At 68.8% G+C, this 16,719-nt stretch carries 13 protein-coding genes; 5 read left to right on the top strand and 8 right to left on the bottom strand.

Annotation, left to right across the window (positions count from 1 at the left end; all coding sequences use genetic code 11):
* A partial coding sequence (locus ACEU5R_RS15195; protein WP_392410705.1) for a GNAT family N-acetyltransferase occupies positions 1-316 on the top strand: 316 nt, incomplete at its 5' end.
* A 216-nt stretch (positions 317-532) separates the two neighbouring features.
* On the opposite strand, the gene dcd is transcribed toward ACEU5R_RS15195, so the two are convergent.
* From dcd to apbC, 4 genes are all read right to left on the bottom strand, one after another.
* Positions 533-1,096, bottom strand: a complete 564-nt coding sequence (gene dcd, locus ACEU5R_RS15190; protein WP_103271130.1) for a dCTP deaminase — start codon at positions 1,094-1,096, stop codon at positions 533-535.
* 177 nt (positions 1,097-1,273) lie between these two features.
* Positions 1,274-5,062 carry a translocation/assembly module TamB domain-containing protein gene (locus ACEU5R_RS15185; RefSeq protein WP_392410704.1) on the bottom strand — a complete coding sequence of 1,263 codons (3,789 nt, stop codon included), beginning with the start codon at positions 5,060-5,062 and terminating at the stop codon, positions 1,274-1,276.
* The gene (locus tag ACEU5R_RS15180) at positions 5,059-6,948 is read right to left on the bottom strand and encodes an autotransporter assembly complex family protein (RefSeq protein ID WP_103271131.1); all 1,890 of its coding nucleotides are present in this window, start codon (positions 6,946-6,948) and stop codon (positions 5,059-5,061) included. Before ACEU5R_RS15180 ends, ACEU5R_RS15185 begins: the two co-directional genes overlap by 4 nt.
* Positions 6,949-6,951: 3 nt before the next feature.
* Positions 6,952-8,040 (bottom strand): iron-sulfur cluster carrier protein ApbC, encoded by a 1,089-nt coding sequence (gene apbC / locus ACEU5R_RS15175; protein WP_392410703.1) that lies wholly within the window; start codon positions 8,038-8,040, stop codon positions 6,952-6,954.
* A 101-nt stretch (positions 8,041-8,141) separates the two neighbouring features.
* Between apbC and ACEU5R_RS15170 the strand changes: the two genes are divergently transcribed.
* Positions 8,142-8,417 (top strand): hypothetical protein, encoded by a 276-nt coding sequence (locus ACEU5R_RS15170; protein WP_103276198.1) that lies wholly within the window; start codon positions 8,142-8,144, stop codon positions 8,415-8,417.
* 243 nt (positions 8,418-8,660) lie between these two features.
* Entirely contained in the window at positions 8,661-10,727 is a 2,067-nt protein-coding gene (gene metG, locus ACEU5R_RS15165) for a methionine--tRNA ligase (RefSeq protein WP_392410702.1), read from the top strand.
* Between the two features lie 74 nt (positions 10,728-10,801).
* Here the strand turns inward: metG and ACEU5R_RS15160 are convergent, their stop codons facing one another.
* The 3 genes from ACEU5R_RS15160 to ACEU5R_RS15150 form a co-directional block, all read right to left on the bottom strand.
* Positions 10,802-11,539 carry a sulfurtransferase gene (locus ACEU5R_RS15160; protein WP_392410701.1) on the bottom strand — a complete coding sequence of 246 codons (738 nt, stop codon included), beginning with the start codon at positions 11,537-11,539 and terminating at the stop codon, positions 10,802-10,804.
* Between the two features lie 107 nt (positions 11,540-11,646).
* A complete protein-coding gene (locus tag ACEU5R_RS15155; RefSeq protein ID WP_392410700.1) occupies positions 11,647-12,441 on the bottom strand; it encodes an META and DUF4377 domain-containing protein in 795 nt (264 codons plus the stop codon).
* A 116-nt stretch (positions 12,442-12,557) separates the two neighbouring features.
* A complete protein-coding gene (locus tag ACEU5R_RS15150; protein ID WP_103271136.1) occupies positions 12,558-13,085 on the bottom strand; it encodes an META domain-containing protein in 528 nt (175 codons plus the stop codon).
* Positions 13,086-13,396: 311 nt separating this feature from the next.
* Here ACEU5R_RS15150 and ACEU5R_RS15145 point away from each other — a divergent pair, with 311 nt between their 5' ends.
* Positions 13,397-14,551, top strand: coding sequence for an acyltransferase family protein (locus ACEU5R_RS15145; RefSeq protein WP_392410699.1), 1,155 nt, complete (start codon positions 13,397-13,399; stop codon positions 14,549-14,551).
* On the opposite strand, the gene ACEU5R_RS15140 is transcribed toward ACEU5R_RS15145, so the two are convergent.
* Positions 14,532-14,927 carry a helix-turn-helix domain-containing protein gene (locus tag ACEU5R_RS15140; RefSeq protein WP_103271138.1) on the bottom strand — a complete coding sequence of 132 codons (396 nt, stop codon included), beginning with the start codon at positions 14,925-14,927 and terminating at the stop codon, positions 14,532-14,534. The two genes, ACEU5R_RS15145 and ACEU5R_RS15140, sit on opposite strands and share 20 nt — an antisense overlap.
* A gap of 810 nt (positions 14,928-15,737) precedes the next feature.
* On the opposite strand from ACEU5R_RS15140, the gene ACEU5R_RS15135 reads away from it, so the two are divergent.
* Entirely contained in the window at positions 15,738-16,538 is an 801-nt protein-coding gene (locus ACEU5R_RS15135; protein WP_392410698.1) for a response regulator transcription factor, read from the top strand.
* The last annotated feature ends 181 nt before the right edge of the window (positions 16,539-16,719 follow it).

Genomic DNA, 16,719 nt, shown 5'->3' with positions numbered 1-16,719 from the left:
CTTCCGCCCGGAATACACCAGGGCAATCGAGCTGGAAGGAAAACGCGTCGGCTTCTACGCGCTGCGCCCGGACGGCGACGGCCTGCGCCTGGACCACCTGTACCTGCACCCGTCGTCCCAGGCCCGGGGCCTGGGCGGCCGCACGCTCAGGCGCCTGCTGGCGCAGGCCGACGCACAGGGCCTGCCGCTGCGCGTGGGCGCCCTGCGCGGCAGCGACTCGAACCGCTTCTACCAGCGCCACGGCTTCGTCCAGATCGAAGAAAGCGAATGGGACATCGAATACCTGCGCCCCGCGCAGGCGAAAACCGGGGGCTAACGCCTCCAAGCCGCGCGACGGCGGCTTTGCCGCCACGCAATGCCGCCCCGCCCTCCGCCACGGACAGAGCAAAGTAGGGCGAGAGGAAGATCCAACGAAGATCAACGCCACAACCCAACAAGACCGCCCCAATCGGGGCCGCGCGGATCCGGCTCCGCCGGTCCGCAGCCGGCGCCCCCCTGGGGAGGAAGCGCGCAGCGCTTCGGGGGGGGACCTCTACGTTCTAGGCAGCGTCACGCCGCGTTGGCCCTGATACTTGCCGCCGCGATCGCGGTAAGAGGTCTCGCAGACCTCGTCGCTTTCCAGGAACAGCATCTGCGCGCAGCCTTCGCCGGCGTAGATCTTGGCAGGCAGCGGCGTGGTGTTCGAGAATTCCAGCGTGACGTGGCCTTCCCATTCCGGCTCCAGCGGCGTCACGTTGACGATGATGCCGCAGCGCGCGTAGGTGCTCTTGCCCAGGCAGATGGTCAGCACACTGCGCGGAATGCGGAAATACTCGACGGTGCGCGCCAGCGCGAAGGAATTGGGCGGAATGATGCAGACATCGCCCTTGAAGTCCACGAACGAGCCTTCGTCGAAGTTCTTGGGATCGACGATGGTGGAGTTGATGTTCGTGAAGATCTTGAATTCGTCGGCGCAGCGCACGTCGTAGCCGTAGCTGCTGGTGCCGTAGCTGACAATGCGCCCGCCATTGGCCGTGCGGACCTGACCCGCTTCAAAGGGTTCGATCATGCCGGCCTCGGCCTGGCGGCGGATCCAGCGGTCGCTTTTGATGCTCATGATGGCAGTGGTGCTCGGGGGAATGGACAGCCCTGATTTTATCCCGAGCGGCAGAACTGCCCCCCTTACAAAGTTGCCCCCTCATCCAGGCCGCACGAATCCGGCTCCGCCGGTCCGTCGCGGCGCCCCCCTGGGGGGGAAGCGCGCCAGCGCTTCGGGGGGGGACCTGCCCCCTTTCTAGTCCCCGAAAAACGTGCGGTAGACCAGGGCGATGCCGTTGACCGCGCCGCCCTTCAAGTCCACCGACCAGCGGCGGCTCAGCCGGTAACTGGCGCGTCCCACGGTGTCGGCGCCGGCCAGGGCCTGCTCCACGCTCAGCGTGATGCCATTGGCGAAGGTCTTGCTGGCCACCAGGAACTGGGTCGCCAGGCGGCTGTCGCTGTCGCGGTTGACGTCGCCGGCCACGGTGCGGTCCGGCAGCAGGCTGCCGGAGCTGCCGATATTGCCGCTGCGGATGCTGACATCATCCAGCCCGAACTGCTTGTAGAACGGCGGCCCGCCGCCGCCCAGCAGCGCCGTGCCCACCGACAGCAGCAGCGCGGCATCGCCGCCGCTGCCGTCCGGCCCGCGTCCCAGCAGCAGCCAGGACAGTTTTTCCACGTCGCTCACGTCGGGATACGACACCAGGTCGATGCGCGGGCGCTGCGCCGTGCCGGCCACCTTGACGCCGGCCTCGACCTGCTCGCCGGTGCGCAGGGCCTCGATATCCAGCACGGGATTGTCCAGCCGCCCCTGGAACGTCAGCGTGCCGCGACGCAGCCGCAGCTTCTGGCCGTAGGCCTCGATGCCGCCGCCGCGCGTGCGCAGCGCGCCCACGCCGGTCAGCCGGCCGTCGCTCAGCAGAATCTGGATCGAGCCCAGCAGGCCCGCGTCCAGGCCCATGCCGGTGATGTAGAAACGCGGCCCCATGTCGAACTTGAGGTTCATGCTGGTCTGCAGCGGCGTGGATGCCGTGCCGGGATCGTCGCCCGGCCGGCGCACCTTCACATCGTCGTCCAGCGTGGGTACGCCCTGAAGAATCTCGAGGCTGAACCAGCCGGCGTCCGCCTTGAGGTCGCCCACGATGTCGATGCGCGGCAGGGCGACGTTCAGATCGACCGTGCCGGACACCATGGCATAGCGGTCCGAGCGCTGCAGCGCCGGGAAACGGTACAGCGTCAGGCGCAGCTGGCCGCCGCCGTCCGTCAGGCTCCAGCGCCCGCTGGCCTCGGCATAGCCGTCCTTGGCCTCGGGGTTGGTGGTGATCCATTCCTTGGTGCGCCATTCCGCAGGCATCACGCGCAGCGAGGCCGGGAAGCGCAGGCTGTCCAGCACCAGGCTGTCGCCGTCCAGGCGCGCCGCCAGCTTGCCCTCGACCAGCCGCACACCGTCGTCGATGCGCACCACGCGCAGCCGGTCGCCGCGGATCGCGCCACTGCCCGTCCACTTGCCCGTCAGCGTGCCCTGGGCCTCCACGTTGGCCTTGACCGTGCCGCCGACTTCCATCGCGTCGCCCACGAACAGGCCGACCCATGCCAGGTCGGCGATGTCGGCATCCAGCTTGGCGCGGATCGGCTGGCGCGCATCCAGCGCCATGCCGCCCTGCGAGTCCACGGCGAGCACGGCCGAAGCCGTGCCGTTGACCACGCCCATCTTCTCGGTGGCCAGGGCCAATCTGGCATCCAGGCGGCTGGCGCTGGCCGAGGACGGCGTCGCGGTCAGGTCCAGCGCCAGCGCCGTCAGTCCCAGCGGCACGGGCGGATCGCCCGGGATCAGCAGATCGCCGTCGCGGCGGGCGATGCGGGCCGAGCCGGCCAGGCGGCCATCGAACTTCAGGTCCCAGGACACATCGAGCGCGATGCGGCGCTTGGCTTCGGCCACCATGGCGTTGACCCGCTTGGGGCCCTTGTCCAGCCGGGCGGCGGCCTCGGGGTCGATGGCGGCGATCACCTGCCGCGTCATGGCCGCCGTGATCACCAGGTTGTCCGCCCGGCCGGCGGTTTCCCAGCGCGCGCCGCCGCCGCGCGAACCCTTGTGGGCCAGCGCCAGGCGTTCCTTGCCCGGCAGCGTCAGGCCGAGCGTGGTGGCGCCGACCTGCCACTGCCATTGCGGCGCGACCGCCCCGGGCAGGTAGGCCACGGACAGCGGCCGCTCGGCGGCGACCGCGAAGCCGGCCGACTCCGCATTGAGCCGCGAAAACGTGCCGCGCCAGCCCGTCAGGGCGGCATCGGCATCGCCCGCAGGGCCACGGCCCCAGCCGCCGGTGAACGCGATGTCGGCCTGGGCCGGCGCTTCGCCCAACACGCCCGCGCGGACCTTGGCCGGCATGTAGCGGGCGCTGAACTCGCCGCGATGAGCGGCCACCGTGCCATTGAGCTTGCCCTTCAATTCCGCCCCGCCCGGCAGTCCCGGCCAGAAAGCGTCCAGCTGCGGCGCCTGCGCGTCCAGCGTCAGCACCCCGTCGGCCGCGCCCACGTCGCCCTGCGCGCGGATGCGGTTGCGACCCAGCGTCAGGTCCACGTCCAGCCCCTGGATGCGCAGGCCGGCCAGCGGATCGTCGGCCGCGCCGGCCCCGGACGTTGCCGTCCCGGCGGTCGCGGTCGTCGACGCGTCGCCCGCGACGGCGGTGGGCGTGGTGGCCGCCGGCAACTCGACGCGGGCCTTGAGCGCGCCCGCCAGCGGCTGCTTGTTCCAGCGCGAGCCTTCCTGGATGCGCAGGTCCACGGCCGCCAGCCGCAACTGGCTCAGGTTCTCCAGCTCGGCGCCCAGATCCGCGCTCAGGCTCAGCACGGCCTGCGGAATGTCCTTGCCCAGCCACGGTCCCAGGTCCAGCCGCTCGGCGCCCACCCTGCCCTCGATGCGGTCGCGCCCCTGGCCATCCGCCGCGGCCTTGAGGTCGAACTGCGCCGTCAGCGTGGACGCGTCCGGCAGGCGCGCCTGGGCGCTGGCGCTGCGCAGCACCAGGGGCGTGCGCGGCGCCAGATCGGCCAGCACGTTCAACGCCAGCCCGGAGCCGGTGCCTTCCAGCTTGGCCTGCAGGCCGTCGAGCGACCCCGCCGCGTCGGCGCTCAGCAGCACACGGCAGGCCGGTTCCGGGGGGCCGACGAAAGCGGTGGCCGGCGCGTCGGCGGGCGCGGATGCAGGCGTCGCGCCCGTTGCCTTGCCGGCCTTTTGCGCCTGGGCGGGCTTGCCCGCCTTGCCGGATGCCTTGCCGGCCTTGTCGGTCTTGTCCGCGCCCTCCGGCCGCGCGCCGCCCGTCTGGGCATTCGCGCCATTGCCAACGATAGCGCGCAGGCGCTCGGCCTGGCACAGCGGGGAATCAGGGCCGGTGCCCCGCGCCGCCACGTCCAGTCGCAGGCTGAACGGCCACGGGTCCGCCAGCGCGCGCAACTCGGCCTCGCCGCTCAGCTCGGCCTGTCCGATCTCATGGCCGACGCGCAGGCTGGCGATGCGCAGCCGCGCGCTGTCCTGCCCGGCCGCGAAGGTGGCGGCCAGGCCGCTGAGCGACACGGGCAGGGCCTCGCCGTTCTGCAGCAGATGGAATTCGCCCAACGTGAGCTGGTCCAGCGCGATATCCACCGGCAGCGACGGCAGGCTGAAGGGCGCCTCGTCCTGCGCGGGCGGCGTCTCTTCGGCAGCCGCCGGCGCCAGCGTCACCGTCACGGCCGCGGCCGACAGCTCGCGCACGTGCAGCCGCCGCTGGCCCAGCGCGCGCCAGTCCACTTTCAGGCCGAGGTCCGCGATTTCGACGCGCGTGCCGCCCGTCTCGAGCTCCAGCCGTCCCACGTTCAGGCCGCGCAGCACCGAGCCGCGCACGTCCAACGCCTGGCCGTCCAGCTGCTGCGCCGCCGTGGTCAGCAGCAGGCGCGTGCCGCTCTGCGTGCCGGCCAGCCAGAACAGGAAACCGCAGGCCAGCACCGCCAGCATCGCCAGCCCGGGCAGCCACCACACCAGAAGATGGCGCAGGATCGCGCGCAACGTCCTCAAAACGCGATCCCCAGGGAGAAATGCAGTCGCAGGCTGCGGTCGCGCTGGCCATAGGCCACGTCCAGGAACAAGGGCCCGGCCGGCGTGCGCACGCGCGCGCCCACGCCGTAGCCGACCGCCAGCGACATGTCGCCGAAGGATTTGGCCGCGTCGCCGGCATCGACGAACACACCCATGCCCCAGCGCTCGTTGAAATAGTGGTCGTATTCCACGCTGCCCACCACCATCGCCGGCGCGCCCACGATCGCGCTGTTGCGCTTCAGGCCGATGCTCTGGTACTTGTAGCCGCGAATGGAACGCGCGCCGCCGGTGCGGAAGCCGAAGTCGTCAGGCACCTGGACCTTGCCATTGGCCCAGATGCGGCCCACCTCGCCGCGGACAGTCAGCACGTCGCGCCTGCCGATGGGCCACCATTTCTGCCCGCGCAGCCGGGCGCGCGTGTAGGGTTCGCCGGTGTTCAGCACCACGCCCAGGCCGCCGCCCACCGCAATCAGGTTGCCTTCGCGCGGGTCGTACTTGCTGTCCACGTCACGGCGCAGCCATTCAGCGGTGGCCGTGGCGGACGGCAGCGTGTATTCGTCGCCGTCCTCGATCCTGACGTGATCCTGCGCCAGCAGCAGGCCCCAGCGGGTTTCGTATTCGACGCGGCTGTCGCCGGCGCCCTTGCGCTCCTGCAGGCGCGTGGCGCCGAGCGCGTAGCGGGTCACTTCCAGCCCCTGGATGTCGGAGCGGTCGGCCAGCACGCCGAAGGAATCCTTGTAGCCGCGCTCGGTCGGCGGCAACAGGAAGTCGGCGTAGGCGCGCTGGCGCAGCCGGTCCACGCTGAAACCGGTTTCCAGTGTCAAGGGCTGGCCGAACACCACGTTCTGCCGATAGATCGATTCCAGCCGGGCGCCGGCCTCATCGTCCACGCCCATGGACACCGACAGGCGCTTGGGCGGCGCCTCCACCACCCGCACCTGCACGGGCAGCGTGACCTCGCCATCGGAATCGTAGGCCGCCGCGGGCGGCGGCTGGCCGCCGGAAACGGACGGGTCGCCCGCCGGCGCCGAAGCCAGGGCGTCGGCCGCCCCCGGCGCGCGGGCGCGGTCGGAGATCGGTTCGGGCGCGGCCTGTCCGCCGGGCTGCTGCAGCGACACGAAGGCGCCACGGAAAAACGCGGTGGACTGCAAGTCCTGCTGCCATTGGTCCAGCCGGCTCTGCTCGTAGGACGATCCCACCGAGTAGCGCACATAGCGCTGGACCAGTTTTTCCGGCACGCGCTCCAGGCCCTCGGTCTTGAGCTCGCCCATGTTCACCTGCGGACCGCTGTCGATGGTCACGGACAGCGCGGCGCTGGCCTGCTCGGCCTGGATCTCCGCCGCCGAGGACGTCATGCGCGCCAGCAGGAAATCACGCTCGGACACCTCGTCCAGCAGGGCCGCCTTGGCCTTGTTCCAGTCGCTGTTGATGAAGGGCTGGCCGACCTTGAGCCGCCAGTCCTCGCGCAGCTTCTGCACGCGCTGCGCGTACTCGGGCCGCGTGATCCGGCCGGTGAAGCCCAGATCCACGGAGGACACCGTCGTGCGCTTGCCCGACACGATGCCGATGTCCCAGGTCTCGCCGCCGATGTCGGTGCCGGCTTCCAGGGTGACGGTGGGGGAAAAATAGCCCTGCGTGGCGAGCGCGGCCAGCGTGGCGTCGCGCGCGCGCCGCCGCAGCCGGCTGATCTCTCCGCCGTCCTGGTCTTCGGCCAGGCGGGCGATCGCGTCCACGGCCTCGGTGATGGCCTGCAGCGCCGCCGGCGTCACGCCGCCGGGGTCGACCACGATTTCGGGACGCTTGGCCGCCGCTTCGCCCGCCATTGCGCAGAGTCCGGCCAGAAGGGCCCGGGCTGCCCAGCGCATGCGTCAGGTCGGCTGTTGCACGACGATGGAGGGGAACTTGCCCGCCATGTCGCGGGGCAGCGCCGCAACGCTTACCGCCAGTTTGCGGGCGATGCCGCGGTACAGGGCCGCCGCCTCGCTGCCGGGGTCGGAGACCACGGTGGGCTGGCCCGCGTCGGTCTGCTCGCGGATCGCCAGCGTGAGCGGCAGGCTGCCCAGCCAGGGCGTGCCGTACTGCTCGGCCATGCGCCGGCCGCCGCCTTCGCCGAAGATGTGCTCGGCATGGCCACATTGCGAGCAGATGTGGATGGCCATGTTCTCGACGACGCCCAGGATGGGCACCTCGACCTTCTGGAACATGCGCAGGCCCTTGCGCGCGTCCAGCAGCGCCACGTCCTGGGGCGTGGTGACAATGACCGCGCCCACCACCGGCACCTTCTGCGCCAGCGTCAGCGCCACGTCGCCGGTGCCGGGCGGCATGTCGACGATCAGGTAGTCCAGGTCGCGCCAGTTGGTCTGGCGCAGCAGTTGTTCGAGCGCCTGCGTGACCATGGGGCCGCGCCAGATCGCCGGGGAATCCGCGTCGATCAGGAAGCCGATGGAATTGGCCTGCAGGCCATGGCCCTCGAGCGGCTCCATGCTCTTGTTGTCGCGGCTTTCGGGCCGGCCCGACACGCCCAGCATGGTCGGCACGCTGGGGCCGTAGATGTCGGCGTCCAGCAGCCCCACCTTGGCGCCCTCGGCCGCCAGGGCCAGCGCCAGGTTCACGGCGGTGGTGCTCTTGCCCACGCCGCCCTTGCCGGAAGCCACGGCGATGATGTTGCGCACGTTCGGCAGCGGCTTCAAGCCCTTCTGCACCGCGTGCGCCGCGACCTTCCAGGTCACAGAGACCTGGGCGTCGGGCGCGCCGGCGGCGGCCAGCGCCGCGACGGCGATGCCGCGCACCTGATCCTTGAAGGCGTCGGCGGGATAGCCCAGTTCCAGCGTCAGGGCGACCCGGCCGCCCTGCAGTTGAATGTCACGATCTTTTACAGATACGCCCAGATCCAGGCCGGTATTCGGGTCTTGCGCGCCCCGCAACGCGGCGCGGATGTGTTCTATCGTTATACTCATGTCACTATGGTTCCGTAGGCAGCGCGGCTTCTGCTGGCCGCCGTCCCCTAAAGGATAGCGGATACGCGGGAACCTTTCGCTGCGTTTTGCATCCGACCTTCATGACGAATCCTCTCATCCGCTTCCTCCGTGCCGTCCTGTTTGCCGCGCTGGCCCTGATCGGCATGGCGATGGCGCTGGTGTTCATGCTCTCCACCGCGATCGCCGTGGCGATCCTGTACGTAGTGGCCAAGGTGCGCGGCAAGCCGTTCGGCGTGCGCGCCTACTGGAGCCAGCGCCAAGGCGCCCGCCCGAATCCGTTCCAGTCGGCCGCCGCTCCGTTCGCGCAAGCGCGCGGCGGCGACGTGATCGACGTCGAGGCCCGCGAAGTCCGCTGACGCCGGCGCGCCTGCCACGGCCGCCTCGCGGCGGCCGGGCGCGCACCAGGGACACTCCCTTCGGGCCGTTTCTTGACGGCCCGTTCTGTCTGCCCGCACCATCCGCCCCACTCCGGACCGGAGAGTCGGCCATGCGGTCCCGCCATCCCCTTTCGCCCCCCGCCGAGGCCCGCCGCTGGCCCGCCACCGCCATTGCCCTAAAATGGCCGGTCTATCCACCTTTCCCTCAACCGCACGAAGACCATGTCTCGCACTCTTTTCGTCACCACCGCCCTGCCCTACGCCAACGGATCCTTCCACATCGGCCACATCATGGAGTACATCCAGGCCGACATCTGGGTGCGTTCGATGCGAATGGCGGGCCACACGGTGCACTTCGTGGGTGCGGACGACGCGCATGGCGCGCCGATCATGCTGAAGGCGGAAAAGGAAGGCATCACGCCGCAGGCCCTGGTGGCGCGTTACGCCGCCGAGCGCCCGCAGTACCTGAACGGCTTCCACATCCGCTTCGACCACTGGCACTCGACCGATTCGGCCGAGAACGTGGCGCTGTCGCAGGACATCTACCGCGCGCTGAAGGCGCAGGACCTGATCGAGACGCGCTCGATCGAGCAGTTCTACGACCCGGTCAAGGGCATGTTCCTGGCCGACCGCTACATCAAGGGCGAATGCCCCAAGTGCCACGCCAAGGACCAGTACGGCGATTCCTGCGAAGTCTGCGGCGCGGTCTATGCGCCCACCGAACTGATCAATCCGTATTCGGCCCTGACCGGCGCCACGCCGGTGCTGAAGTCCTCGGACCATTTCTTCTTCAAGCTGTCCGATCCGCGCTGCGTGGAATTCCTGCAGCAATGGACCACGGGCGCCAACGCCGCCGGCGGCAGGCACCTGCAGCCGGAAGTGCTGGCCAAGACCCGCGAATGGCTGGGCGCCGATGACGGCGAAGCCAAGCTGGGCGACTGGGACATCTCGCGCGACGCGCCCTATTTCGGCATCGAAATCCCCGACGCGCCGGGCAAGTACTTCTACGTCTGGCTGGACGCGCCGGTGGGCTACCTGGCCTCGCTCAAGTCCTATTGCGACAAGGCCGGCCTGGATTTCGACGCGCTGCTCGACCCGAACGGCAACACCGAACAGGTCCACTTCATCGGCAAGGACATCATCTACTTCCACGCGCTGTTCTGGCCCGCCATGCTGAAGTTCGCCGGCCGCAAGACGCCGGACGCGCTGAACGTGCACGGCTTCATCACCGTCAGCGGCGAGAAGATGTCCAAGAGCCGCGGCACCGGCATCTCGCCGCTGCGCTATCTGGAACTCGGCATGAACGCCGAGTGGATGCGCTATTACATCGCCGCCAAGCTGAACGCCCGCGTCGAAGACATGGACTTCAACCCCGAGGACTTCATCGCCCGCGTCAACAGCGACCTGATCGGCAAGTACGTCAACATCGCCAGCCGCGCGGCCAGCTTCATCACCAAGCATTTCGACGGCCAGCTGGCCTATGCCGGCGACGCCGCCGCGCTGTCGGCCGAGTACGCCGAGCAGGCCGAATCGATCCGCGCCGCCTTCGAGGCGCGTGAATACAACCGCGCCATCCGCGAGATCATGGCCTGCGCCGACCGCATCAACCAGGCCTTCGACACCGCCCAGCCCTGGGTGCTGGCCAAGGGCATCGGCAGCGCCGACGCCGCGCAGAAGGCCGCGCTGCAGGACATCTGCTCGCGCTCGCTGGCCGGCTTCAAGGCCCTGTCCGTAATGCTGGCCCCGGTGCTGCCGGAACTGACCGACCGCGTCGCGCGCGAGCTGTTCGGCGCGCAGGCCGGCATTGTCTGGGCCGACGCCGCCGCGCTGCCGCGGACCGTGGCACCGTTCAAGCACCTGATGCAGCGCGTCGAGCCGCAGATGCTGGAAGACCTGTTCGAACCGCCCGCGCCTCCGGCCGTGATCCCCGGCGGCGAACCGCTGGCCGAGACCATCTCCATCGACGACTTCGCCCGCGTCGACCTGCGCATCGCGCAGATCGTCAACTGCGAACACGTCGAGGGCTCGACCAAGCTGCTGCGCCTGACGCTGGACGTGGGCGAAGGCCGCCACCGCAACGTGTTCTCCGGCATCAAGTCGGCCTACCAGCCCGAAGACCTGATCGGCAAGCTGACCGTGATGGTGGCCAACCTGGCCCCGCGCAAGATGAAGTTCGGCGTGTCCGAAGGCATGGTGCTGGCCGCCAGCCACGCCGACGAATCGGTGGATGCCGGCATTTACGTGCTGGAGCCCTTCCCCGGCGCCAAGCCCGGCATGCGCGTGCGCTGACGCGGCGCCGGCCCGACGATAAAAAACCCGCCTCACGGCGGGTTTTTTCTTGATCGCGCCAGGTGCGCGGCGGCTCAGGCCCGGCTGGGCGCCAACGCCGGATCCAGCGACACGCGCTCATCGAACACGAAGCACTTGCCCTCGTAGCCCGGCCCGCCGGTCTCCTCGAAATACTTGAGGATGCCGCCCTCGAGCTGGTAGACGTGATCGATACCCGCCTCGTTCATGTAGATGGCGGCCTTCTCGCAGCGGATACCGCCGGTGCAGAAGCTGACCACGGTCTTGCCCCGCAGCTCGTCGCGGTGCGCCTGCACCGCGTCCGGGAACTGGGTGAAGCGCTCGATGCGCCAATCGATGGCGTTCCTGAATGTGCCCTCGTCGACCTCGAAGGCGTTGCGCGTATCCAGCATCACGACCGGACGACCGGCGTCGTCCGCGCCCTGCGCCAGCCAGCGCGCCACCGTGCGCGCATCCACCGCCGGCGCGCGACCGGCCTCGGGGCGGATGGCCGGATGGTTCATGCGGATGATCTCGCGCTTGATCTTCACCAGCAGCTTGCGGAACGGCACCGCGTCGCTGTAGCTGTACTTCGGTTCCAGGTCGGCGAAGCGCGCATCCTCGCGCAGCACGCCCAGGAAAGACTCGATGCCTGCGGACGCGCCGGCCAGGAACAGGTTGATGCCTTCCTCGGCCAGCAGGATCGTGCCTTTGAGTCCGTCCTCGCGCGCGCGGGCCAGCAGCGTTTCCCGCAACTCGGGCAAGCCGTCGAGCGAGACGAATTTATAGGCGGAGATATTGGCAACGGAAGACATGGACGTAGCGTGACAAGACCGGCGCGGCATGCGCGGGCCGCGAAAAATGCGGAATGCGCGGGAGCCGCCATCATAATCGCTGGCGGGCCCGCGCCCGGACCGGGGCCTCAGCGCCGCACCGGCTCCTGCTCGACCACCGCGTCCAGCACCCATTTCAAGCCGGACGCATCGGCCGGCGGATTCGGATCGCGCACTTCGACCACGCGCAGCCGATAGCGCACGCCCGGCTGGAAATTGAAGCCGGTGATATCGCCATACCAGAGCTGCCAGGGCTGGGCCGCGCTGTCGCGCACCTGGTAGCACATGGCGCGGCCAGCGCCGGCATTGCAGGGCACCCGCTCGGAATCGACGTACACGAGCTTTTTCGGCCCCATCTGGCCGCCGGTCGCCGGATCGATCCGGCGGCCGAAATCCAGCGTGTCGCCCGAGGACAGCAGCAGCGTCAGGCGGCGCGGATTGCCGGTGTTGTCCAGCGTGCTGGACGTGATGCGCGTCAGGCCGTCGAGGAAATCCTGCTCCAGCCGCATGGCCTCCGGATTGCAGGCCATCATGGTGGACACCGGACGCGAGCGCACGATCAGCAGCCCATTGGCCACCGTGTAGGGCGCGTTGTACTGATTGCAGCCGCCAAAGCCGCTGACCACGGGCGCGCCCTGGTCATGGATGAAGCTGATCGTGACGGGCCGCGAGGTCTGCGACGGATGGGGAATCTGGCGCAAGGCGCCGCCGGGTCGCGTCCAGCGGGCCAGGTCCCAGCTGGTCTGCGCGTACACGTCGGACGCGGCGGCGGGCTGGAAGCGCGGATCCTGCGCGCCCGGGCCGCGCGGCGGCGATGCGCAGGCGGCAAGACCGACGGCGAGCGCGCAGGGAGCGAGCCAACGCAAGCTGGAGGATATGGACATGGAAGATCTCCCGAAATCGACGTGAAGCGCCCGTACCGGCGGCCCGACATTGTAGGCAAGGCGCACGGACGCCACGCCGGCGGAAAACAGACTGAAACGCCTGGTCGCCAGGCCGCTCAGGGGGTGGGCGGATCCTCGCGCCGCACGAACTCCAGCACGTCGCCGCCGCGCAGGTTGAAGGTCAGGTGACGGGGTGCCCCGCCGTTGTCGAGCGTGAAGGTATCGATGCTGCCCAGGCCGCGCAGGTAGTCCGCTTCCAGGCCGGCTCGCTCCGGCGTCGGGCAGGCCATGCGCGTGGCCGCCGGCGCGTCGATGCGCAGCCTGCCTCCCTCGATCCTGTAGGTGCCCATGTAGCGGTTGCAGCCGGCGAAGCCATTGACGCGGTATTGCTTGCCCTGGGCCAGGAACACCAGCTTCACGGGCTCGCCGTTGTCGCCATGGGGAATGTCGCGCAGCGCGCCGCCGGGCTGGACCCAGCGCACCAGTTCCCAGGCGGTCTGCGCCAGCGAATCCGCGCTGCTGGCCGCGTTGGCGGCGGCCGCTCCTTGCGGACGAGCGCCGCCGGATCCCGCGCATCCCGCCAGCGCCAGGGCCAGCAAACCCATGCAAAGCAGGCGGCCGGGCAAGAACTGAGTATTGGGCATGGGCGGAACCTCCGATTGATTGCACACCCCTAGACTGTAACCGGCATCGTTCGCCGTTGTCCCGCGCCTTGCGCCGGCCCTCAGCCCTACGCCCGAGGGCCAAAGCGGGAGTCCGGCGCTCGGCGGGCAAGCCAAGCGACCGGGTACTGGGTCTTATGCCTCATGGCGCGCGGCGACGCCGGCGCGCAGAATCGCCTGAACTCCAGCCGTGGCATCGCTACCCGGGCGGCCGCCATGGCGGCGACTGCCGCGGGCCGACAATGCCCGCGCAACGCGCCGGAGCACGCGAAACAGGCTGCGGAGACATCCCGATGGGCATTCTGAGAACCTTGCTGGCGCTGTCCGTGGTCCTGGACCACCTTGGCGGCGGCGCGACGAATCAACTGGTCGGCGGACGCCTTGCGGTGCAGCTGTTCTATGTGATCTCCGGTTTCCTGATTTCCTACGTACTGACCGGCACCGACCGTTACCAGGGCGCGACGGGGCACTTCTACGCCAACCGGCTGCTACGCCTGTTTCCGGTCTACCTGGCGGTCGCTGCGCTGACCCTGGCCGCTCACGCCGCCGGCGATGGCAGCTTTTTCCGTCTCTACGACGACCTGCCCCTGTCGGCCCGGCTGTTCCTGATCCTGTCCAATCTTTTCATCGTGGGACAGGACTGGCTGATGTTCTTCGGCATCGAGCATTCCTCCCTGCTCTTTACCGGCAGTTTCGCGCACAGCGACGTGCCGCTCTACCAGGGGCTGCTGGTGCCGCAGGCCTGGACGCTGGGCGTGGAGATCACGTTCTACCTGGTCGCGCCCTTCGTCCTGCGGTCGCCGCGCAGGCTGCTCGCGCTGCTGGCCGCCTCGCTGGCCCTGCGGGCCGTGCTCATCGCCACCGGCATCGGCTTGAGCGATCCCTGGACCTACCGCTTCTTTCCCGCCGAGTTGGCGCTGTTCCTGGCCGGCGCGCTGTCGCACCAGATACTGCTGCCGCGCTGGCAGGCGCTGACGCGCCGCTGGCCCCGGCTGCCGGAACTGGGCGTCGCCATCCTGGCGGCGTACTGCTGCGCGCACTTTTTCATCGGGCTGAACCACAACCTGCGCGACGCGCTGGCGGTGCTGCTGTTCGCGGCGCTGCTGCCGCTGGCCTTCCTGTTTCAGGCGCGATACCGGCTGGACAAGGCGATTGGCGAACTGAGCTACCCGATCTATATCTGCCATGCCCTGGTGATCCTGTTCTTCGGCTGGCTGCTCGACGGCGCCAGCGCGCGCCAGCCGGCGCTTTTCGATGCGCTGGTGCTGACCGGCTGCATCGGCTTCGCGGCCCTGCTCAACGCGCTGATCGCCGATCCCGTCGAACGCTTGCGCGTCCGGCTGCGCGCCGGCGGTCGGGAGGACCTGTCCGTCGATCCGAGGCCCGCGGCAAGCCAACCCGCCGCGTCGCGCCAGCGGCGCGTGAACCCTATTCGCCGCGCGCCCTGATATACGCGGCCAGCACCTGCTCGATCTGGCGCTTTTCCTGGGTGCTCAGGCGCGCATACGTGGCATAGGAAACGGTTTCGAACGGCCAGGGCGGCGGCACATCGGGCTCGCCCGCGCTGGCGGCGGGCTCGGCCGGCTCCGGACTGAACATCGGGCCTTCCCCGGCGCTCAGCCAAATGGGGCTGACCCGCAGCGCGCGGGTCAGCTTGATCAGGGCCTCGCTGGACGGCTGAAGGCGTTGACCGCTTTCATAGTTGCCGATGGCGCTTTGCGACAGGTTGCTCGCGACCGCCAAGTCCTTTTGTGTCCATCCCTGTAGCATCCTTGCGTTGCGCAGACGATGGCTAAACGTGTCCAATCGATCAACCTGAGCCATTAATTTGAATTTATTTATTTGATTAAAACATCTCAATACTGCTGCCAAACAAACGGATTACACCCCAATTTCCGGGCTAATCCGCAAATCTCGCAACGCCTCCTCTTCCGCCCGTCCGCCGCCAGTCCTGGCGCCCGCGCCCCGCGCTCGCCGTCTCCCAAAAAGCGCTATCTATCAGCAGCTTGCGCAGACGCTCGGGCGGCCGGAACCGAGCCCTGGCCTTGGGCCGGATCCGGCGAGAGTGTAGGAGTTTGGATGCACTAAAAATAGAAAATAATGTATCGGTAATACTTAATATCGCATCGTTGCAACCACGGAATAAAACAGCGTTTCAATGGGTTTGGACGGATTTGAGCAATCGCATCTGTTACCGCTAGAAACTACAGAAACTTATCTTCACAAAAAAACACGCCCGTGTTTAAATGAAACACGGGCGTGACTTCCAAGCAGTACCGGGTCATCGGCGGCCAAAGGCGCAGAACGCCAGGCCATGCGCCGCCCGGACCCCGTGCCTGCCAGCCGGCAACCGCAGCCGGAACGCGGACCTTTTCCGCCATCCGTGCAACCACTCGCCCGCATTCCAACAACACCGCCACGCTTGCGACGCCGAGCGGGCGGCACAGGGAGAGGGGCATGACACGCAAGGATCGGACTGCACGGGCAAGAAGCCATCGCCACCGGGCCATGGACGACCGACAGACCGCCGGCCCCTCGGCCGGATCCCTTGCCTTCCGGGCGGATACCATCCGGTAACGCCCGCGCCCCCTTTCCACGCGGCGGCTGCGCCGCGCAGTCTCATTGGAAGCATCAATGAACAACACGCTGGATGTCATTTTCCTGGGCAAGGACGACGCCAGGCATGCCAGACTGATCGAGGCGCTGTCCCATCTGGGTTTCAACGTGCGCCGCTGCCACGAACTGGTCGATGTGTACGAGCGCTACTCCCGGCGCCCGAGCCCGCTGGTGGTGCTGGAAGCGCCGCTGCCCGACGTGCATAACGCGGCCGTGCGGTTGCGCGGCATCGACCGGGGCCTGGGCATCGTCGCCATCGCCGCGTTTCCCGACGCCGAAAGCCGGATACGCACGCTGCTGTGCGGCGCCGACGCCTGCCTGTCGCCCGAGGTCAGCGGACTGGAGCTGGCCGCGGTCTTGCAGGCGCTGGTGCGGCGCGCGGCCGGCATGGACGCCGAGCCGGGCGATATTCCGGCCAACGGAGAGCCGCCCAGCGACGCATGGCGGCTGGCCAACAAGGGCTGGACCCTGATCAGCCCGGGCGGGCGCACCATGGGCTTGACCACCGGAGAGCGCGACTTCCTGTCGCGCCTGGTGCACGCGCCGGATCGCAAGGTCAGCCGCGAGGCCTTCTATGCCGACGGCGCGGACGACGCCGACAGCGGCGTCACGCGCCGCCGCTTCGTCGACGTCATGATCAGCCGCCTGCGCCGCAAGGCCACGGCCAACCACATGACCCTGCCCATCCGCGCGGTGCACGGCTGGGGCTATATGTTCGCGGCCGACATCAAGCTGGACCTGGACGAGCGCGCGCAGGCCGACGATGGCGCCGAAGAATGGCGACGCGATACGGCCGTCGCGAACGCGACGTCATACTGAATACAATCTGGAAGGGAAATATGCGCAAACCCGGGATGGATCCGCGTCCGGAAGCGACAGGCAGGAAGCAGGCGAAAAAAACGCGGCGCTGCCCCGAAGGTAAGACGCCGCGCTAAAACAACACGTGAACAGGAGCCATCAGCCGGCACTGATGCCTTCTACCTGGATCACGCGATTCCAA

The sequence above is a fragment of the Achromobacter sp. 413638 genome, assembly GCF_043119405.1.
Lineage (GTDB): Bacteria > Pseudomonadota > Gammaproteobacteria > Burkholderiales > Burkholderiaceae_B > Achromobacter.
Note: the sequence above shows the minus strand (reverse complement) of the source record. Positions and strands in the feature narration are given on the sequence as shown.

What these genes read in the sequence shown, in the direction of transcription:
- ACEU5R_RS15180 (WP_103271131.1), bottom strand. Translation starts at nt 6,948, where the DNA reads ATGCGCTGGGCAGCCCGGGCCCTTCTGGCCGGACTCTGCGCAATGGCG.
- ACEU5R_RS15150 (WP_103271136.1), bottom strand. Translation starts at nt 13,085, where the DNA reads ATGCCCAATACTCAGTTCTTGCCCGGCCGCCTGCTTTGCATGGGTTTG.
- ACEU5R_RS15170 (WP_103276198.1), top strand. Translation starts at nt 8,142, where the DNA reads ATGACGAATCCTCTCATCCGCTTCCTCCGTGCCGTCCTGTTTGCCGCG.
- ACEU5R_RS15145 (WP_392410699.1), top strand. Translation starts at nt 13,397, where the DNA reads ATGGGCATTCTGAGAACCTTGCTGGCGCTGTCCGTGGTCCTGGACCAC.
- ACEU5R_RS15160 (WP_392410701.1), bottom strand. Translation starts at nt 11,539, where the DNA reads ATGTCTTCCGTTGCCAATATCTCCGCCTATAAATTCGTCTCGCTCGAC.
- ACEU5R_RS15140 (WP_103271138.1), bottom strand. Translation starts at nt 14,927, where the DNA reads ATGGCTCAGGTTGATCGATTGGACACGTTTAGCCATCGTCTGCGCAAC.
- metG (WP_392410702.1), top strand. Translation starts at nt 8,661, where the DNA reads ATGTCTCGCACTCTTTTCGTCACCACCGCCCTGCCCTACGCCAACGGA.
- apbC (WP_392410703.1), bottom strand. Translation starts at nt 8,040, where the DNA reads ATGAGTATAACGATAGAACACATCCGCGCCGCGTTGCGGGGCGCGCAA.
- ACEU5R_RS15155 (WP_392410700.1), bottom strand. Translation starts at nt 12,441, where the DNA reads ATGTCCATATCCTCCAGCTTGCGTTGGCTCGCTCCCTGCGCGCTCGCC.
- ACEU5R_RS15135 (WP_392410698.1), top strand. Translation starts at nt 15,738, where the DNA reads ATGAACAACACGCTGGATGTCATTTTCCTGGGCAAGGACGACGCCAGG.
- dcd (WP_103271130.1), bottom strand. Translation starts at nt 1,096, where the DNA reads ATGAGCATCAAAAGCGACCGCTGGATCCGCCGCCAGGCCGAGGCCGGC.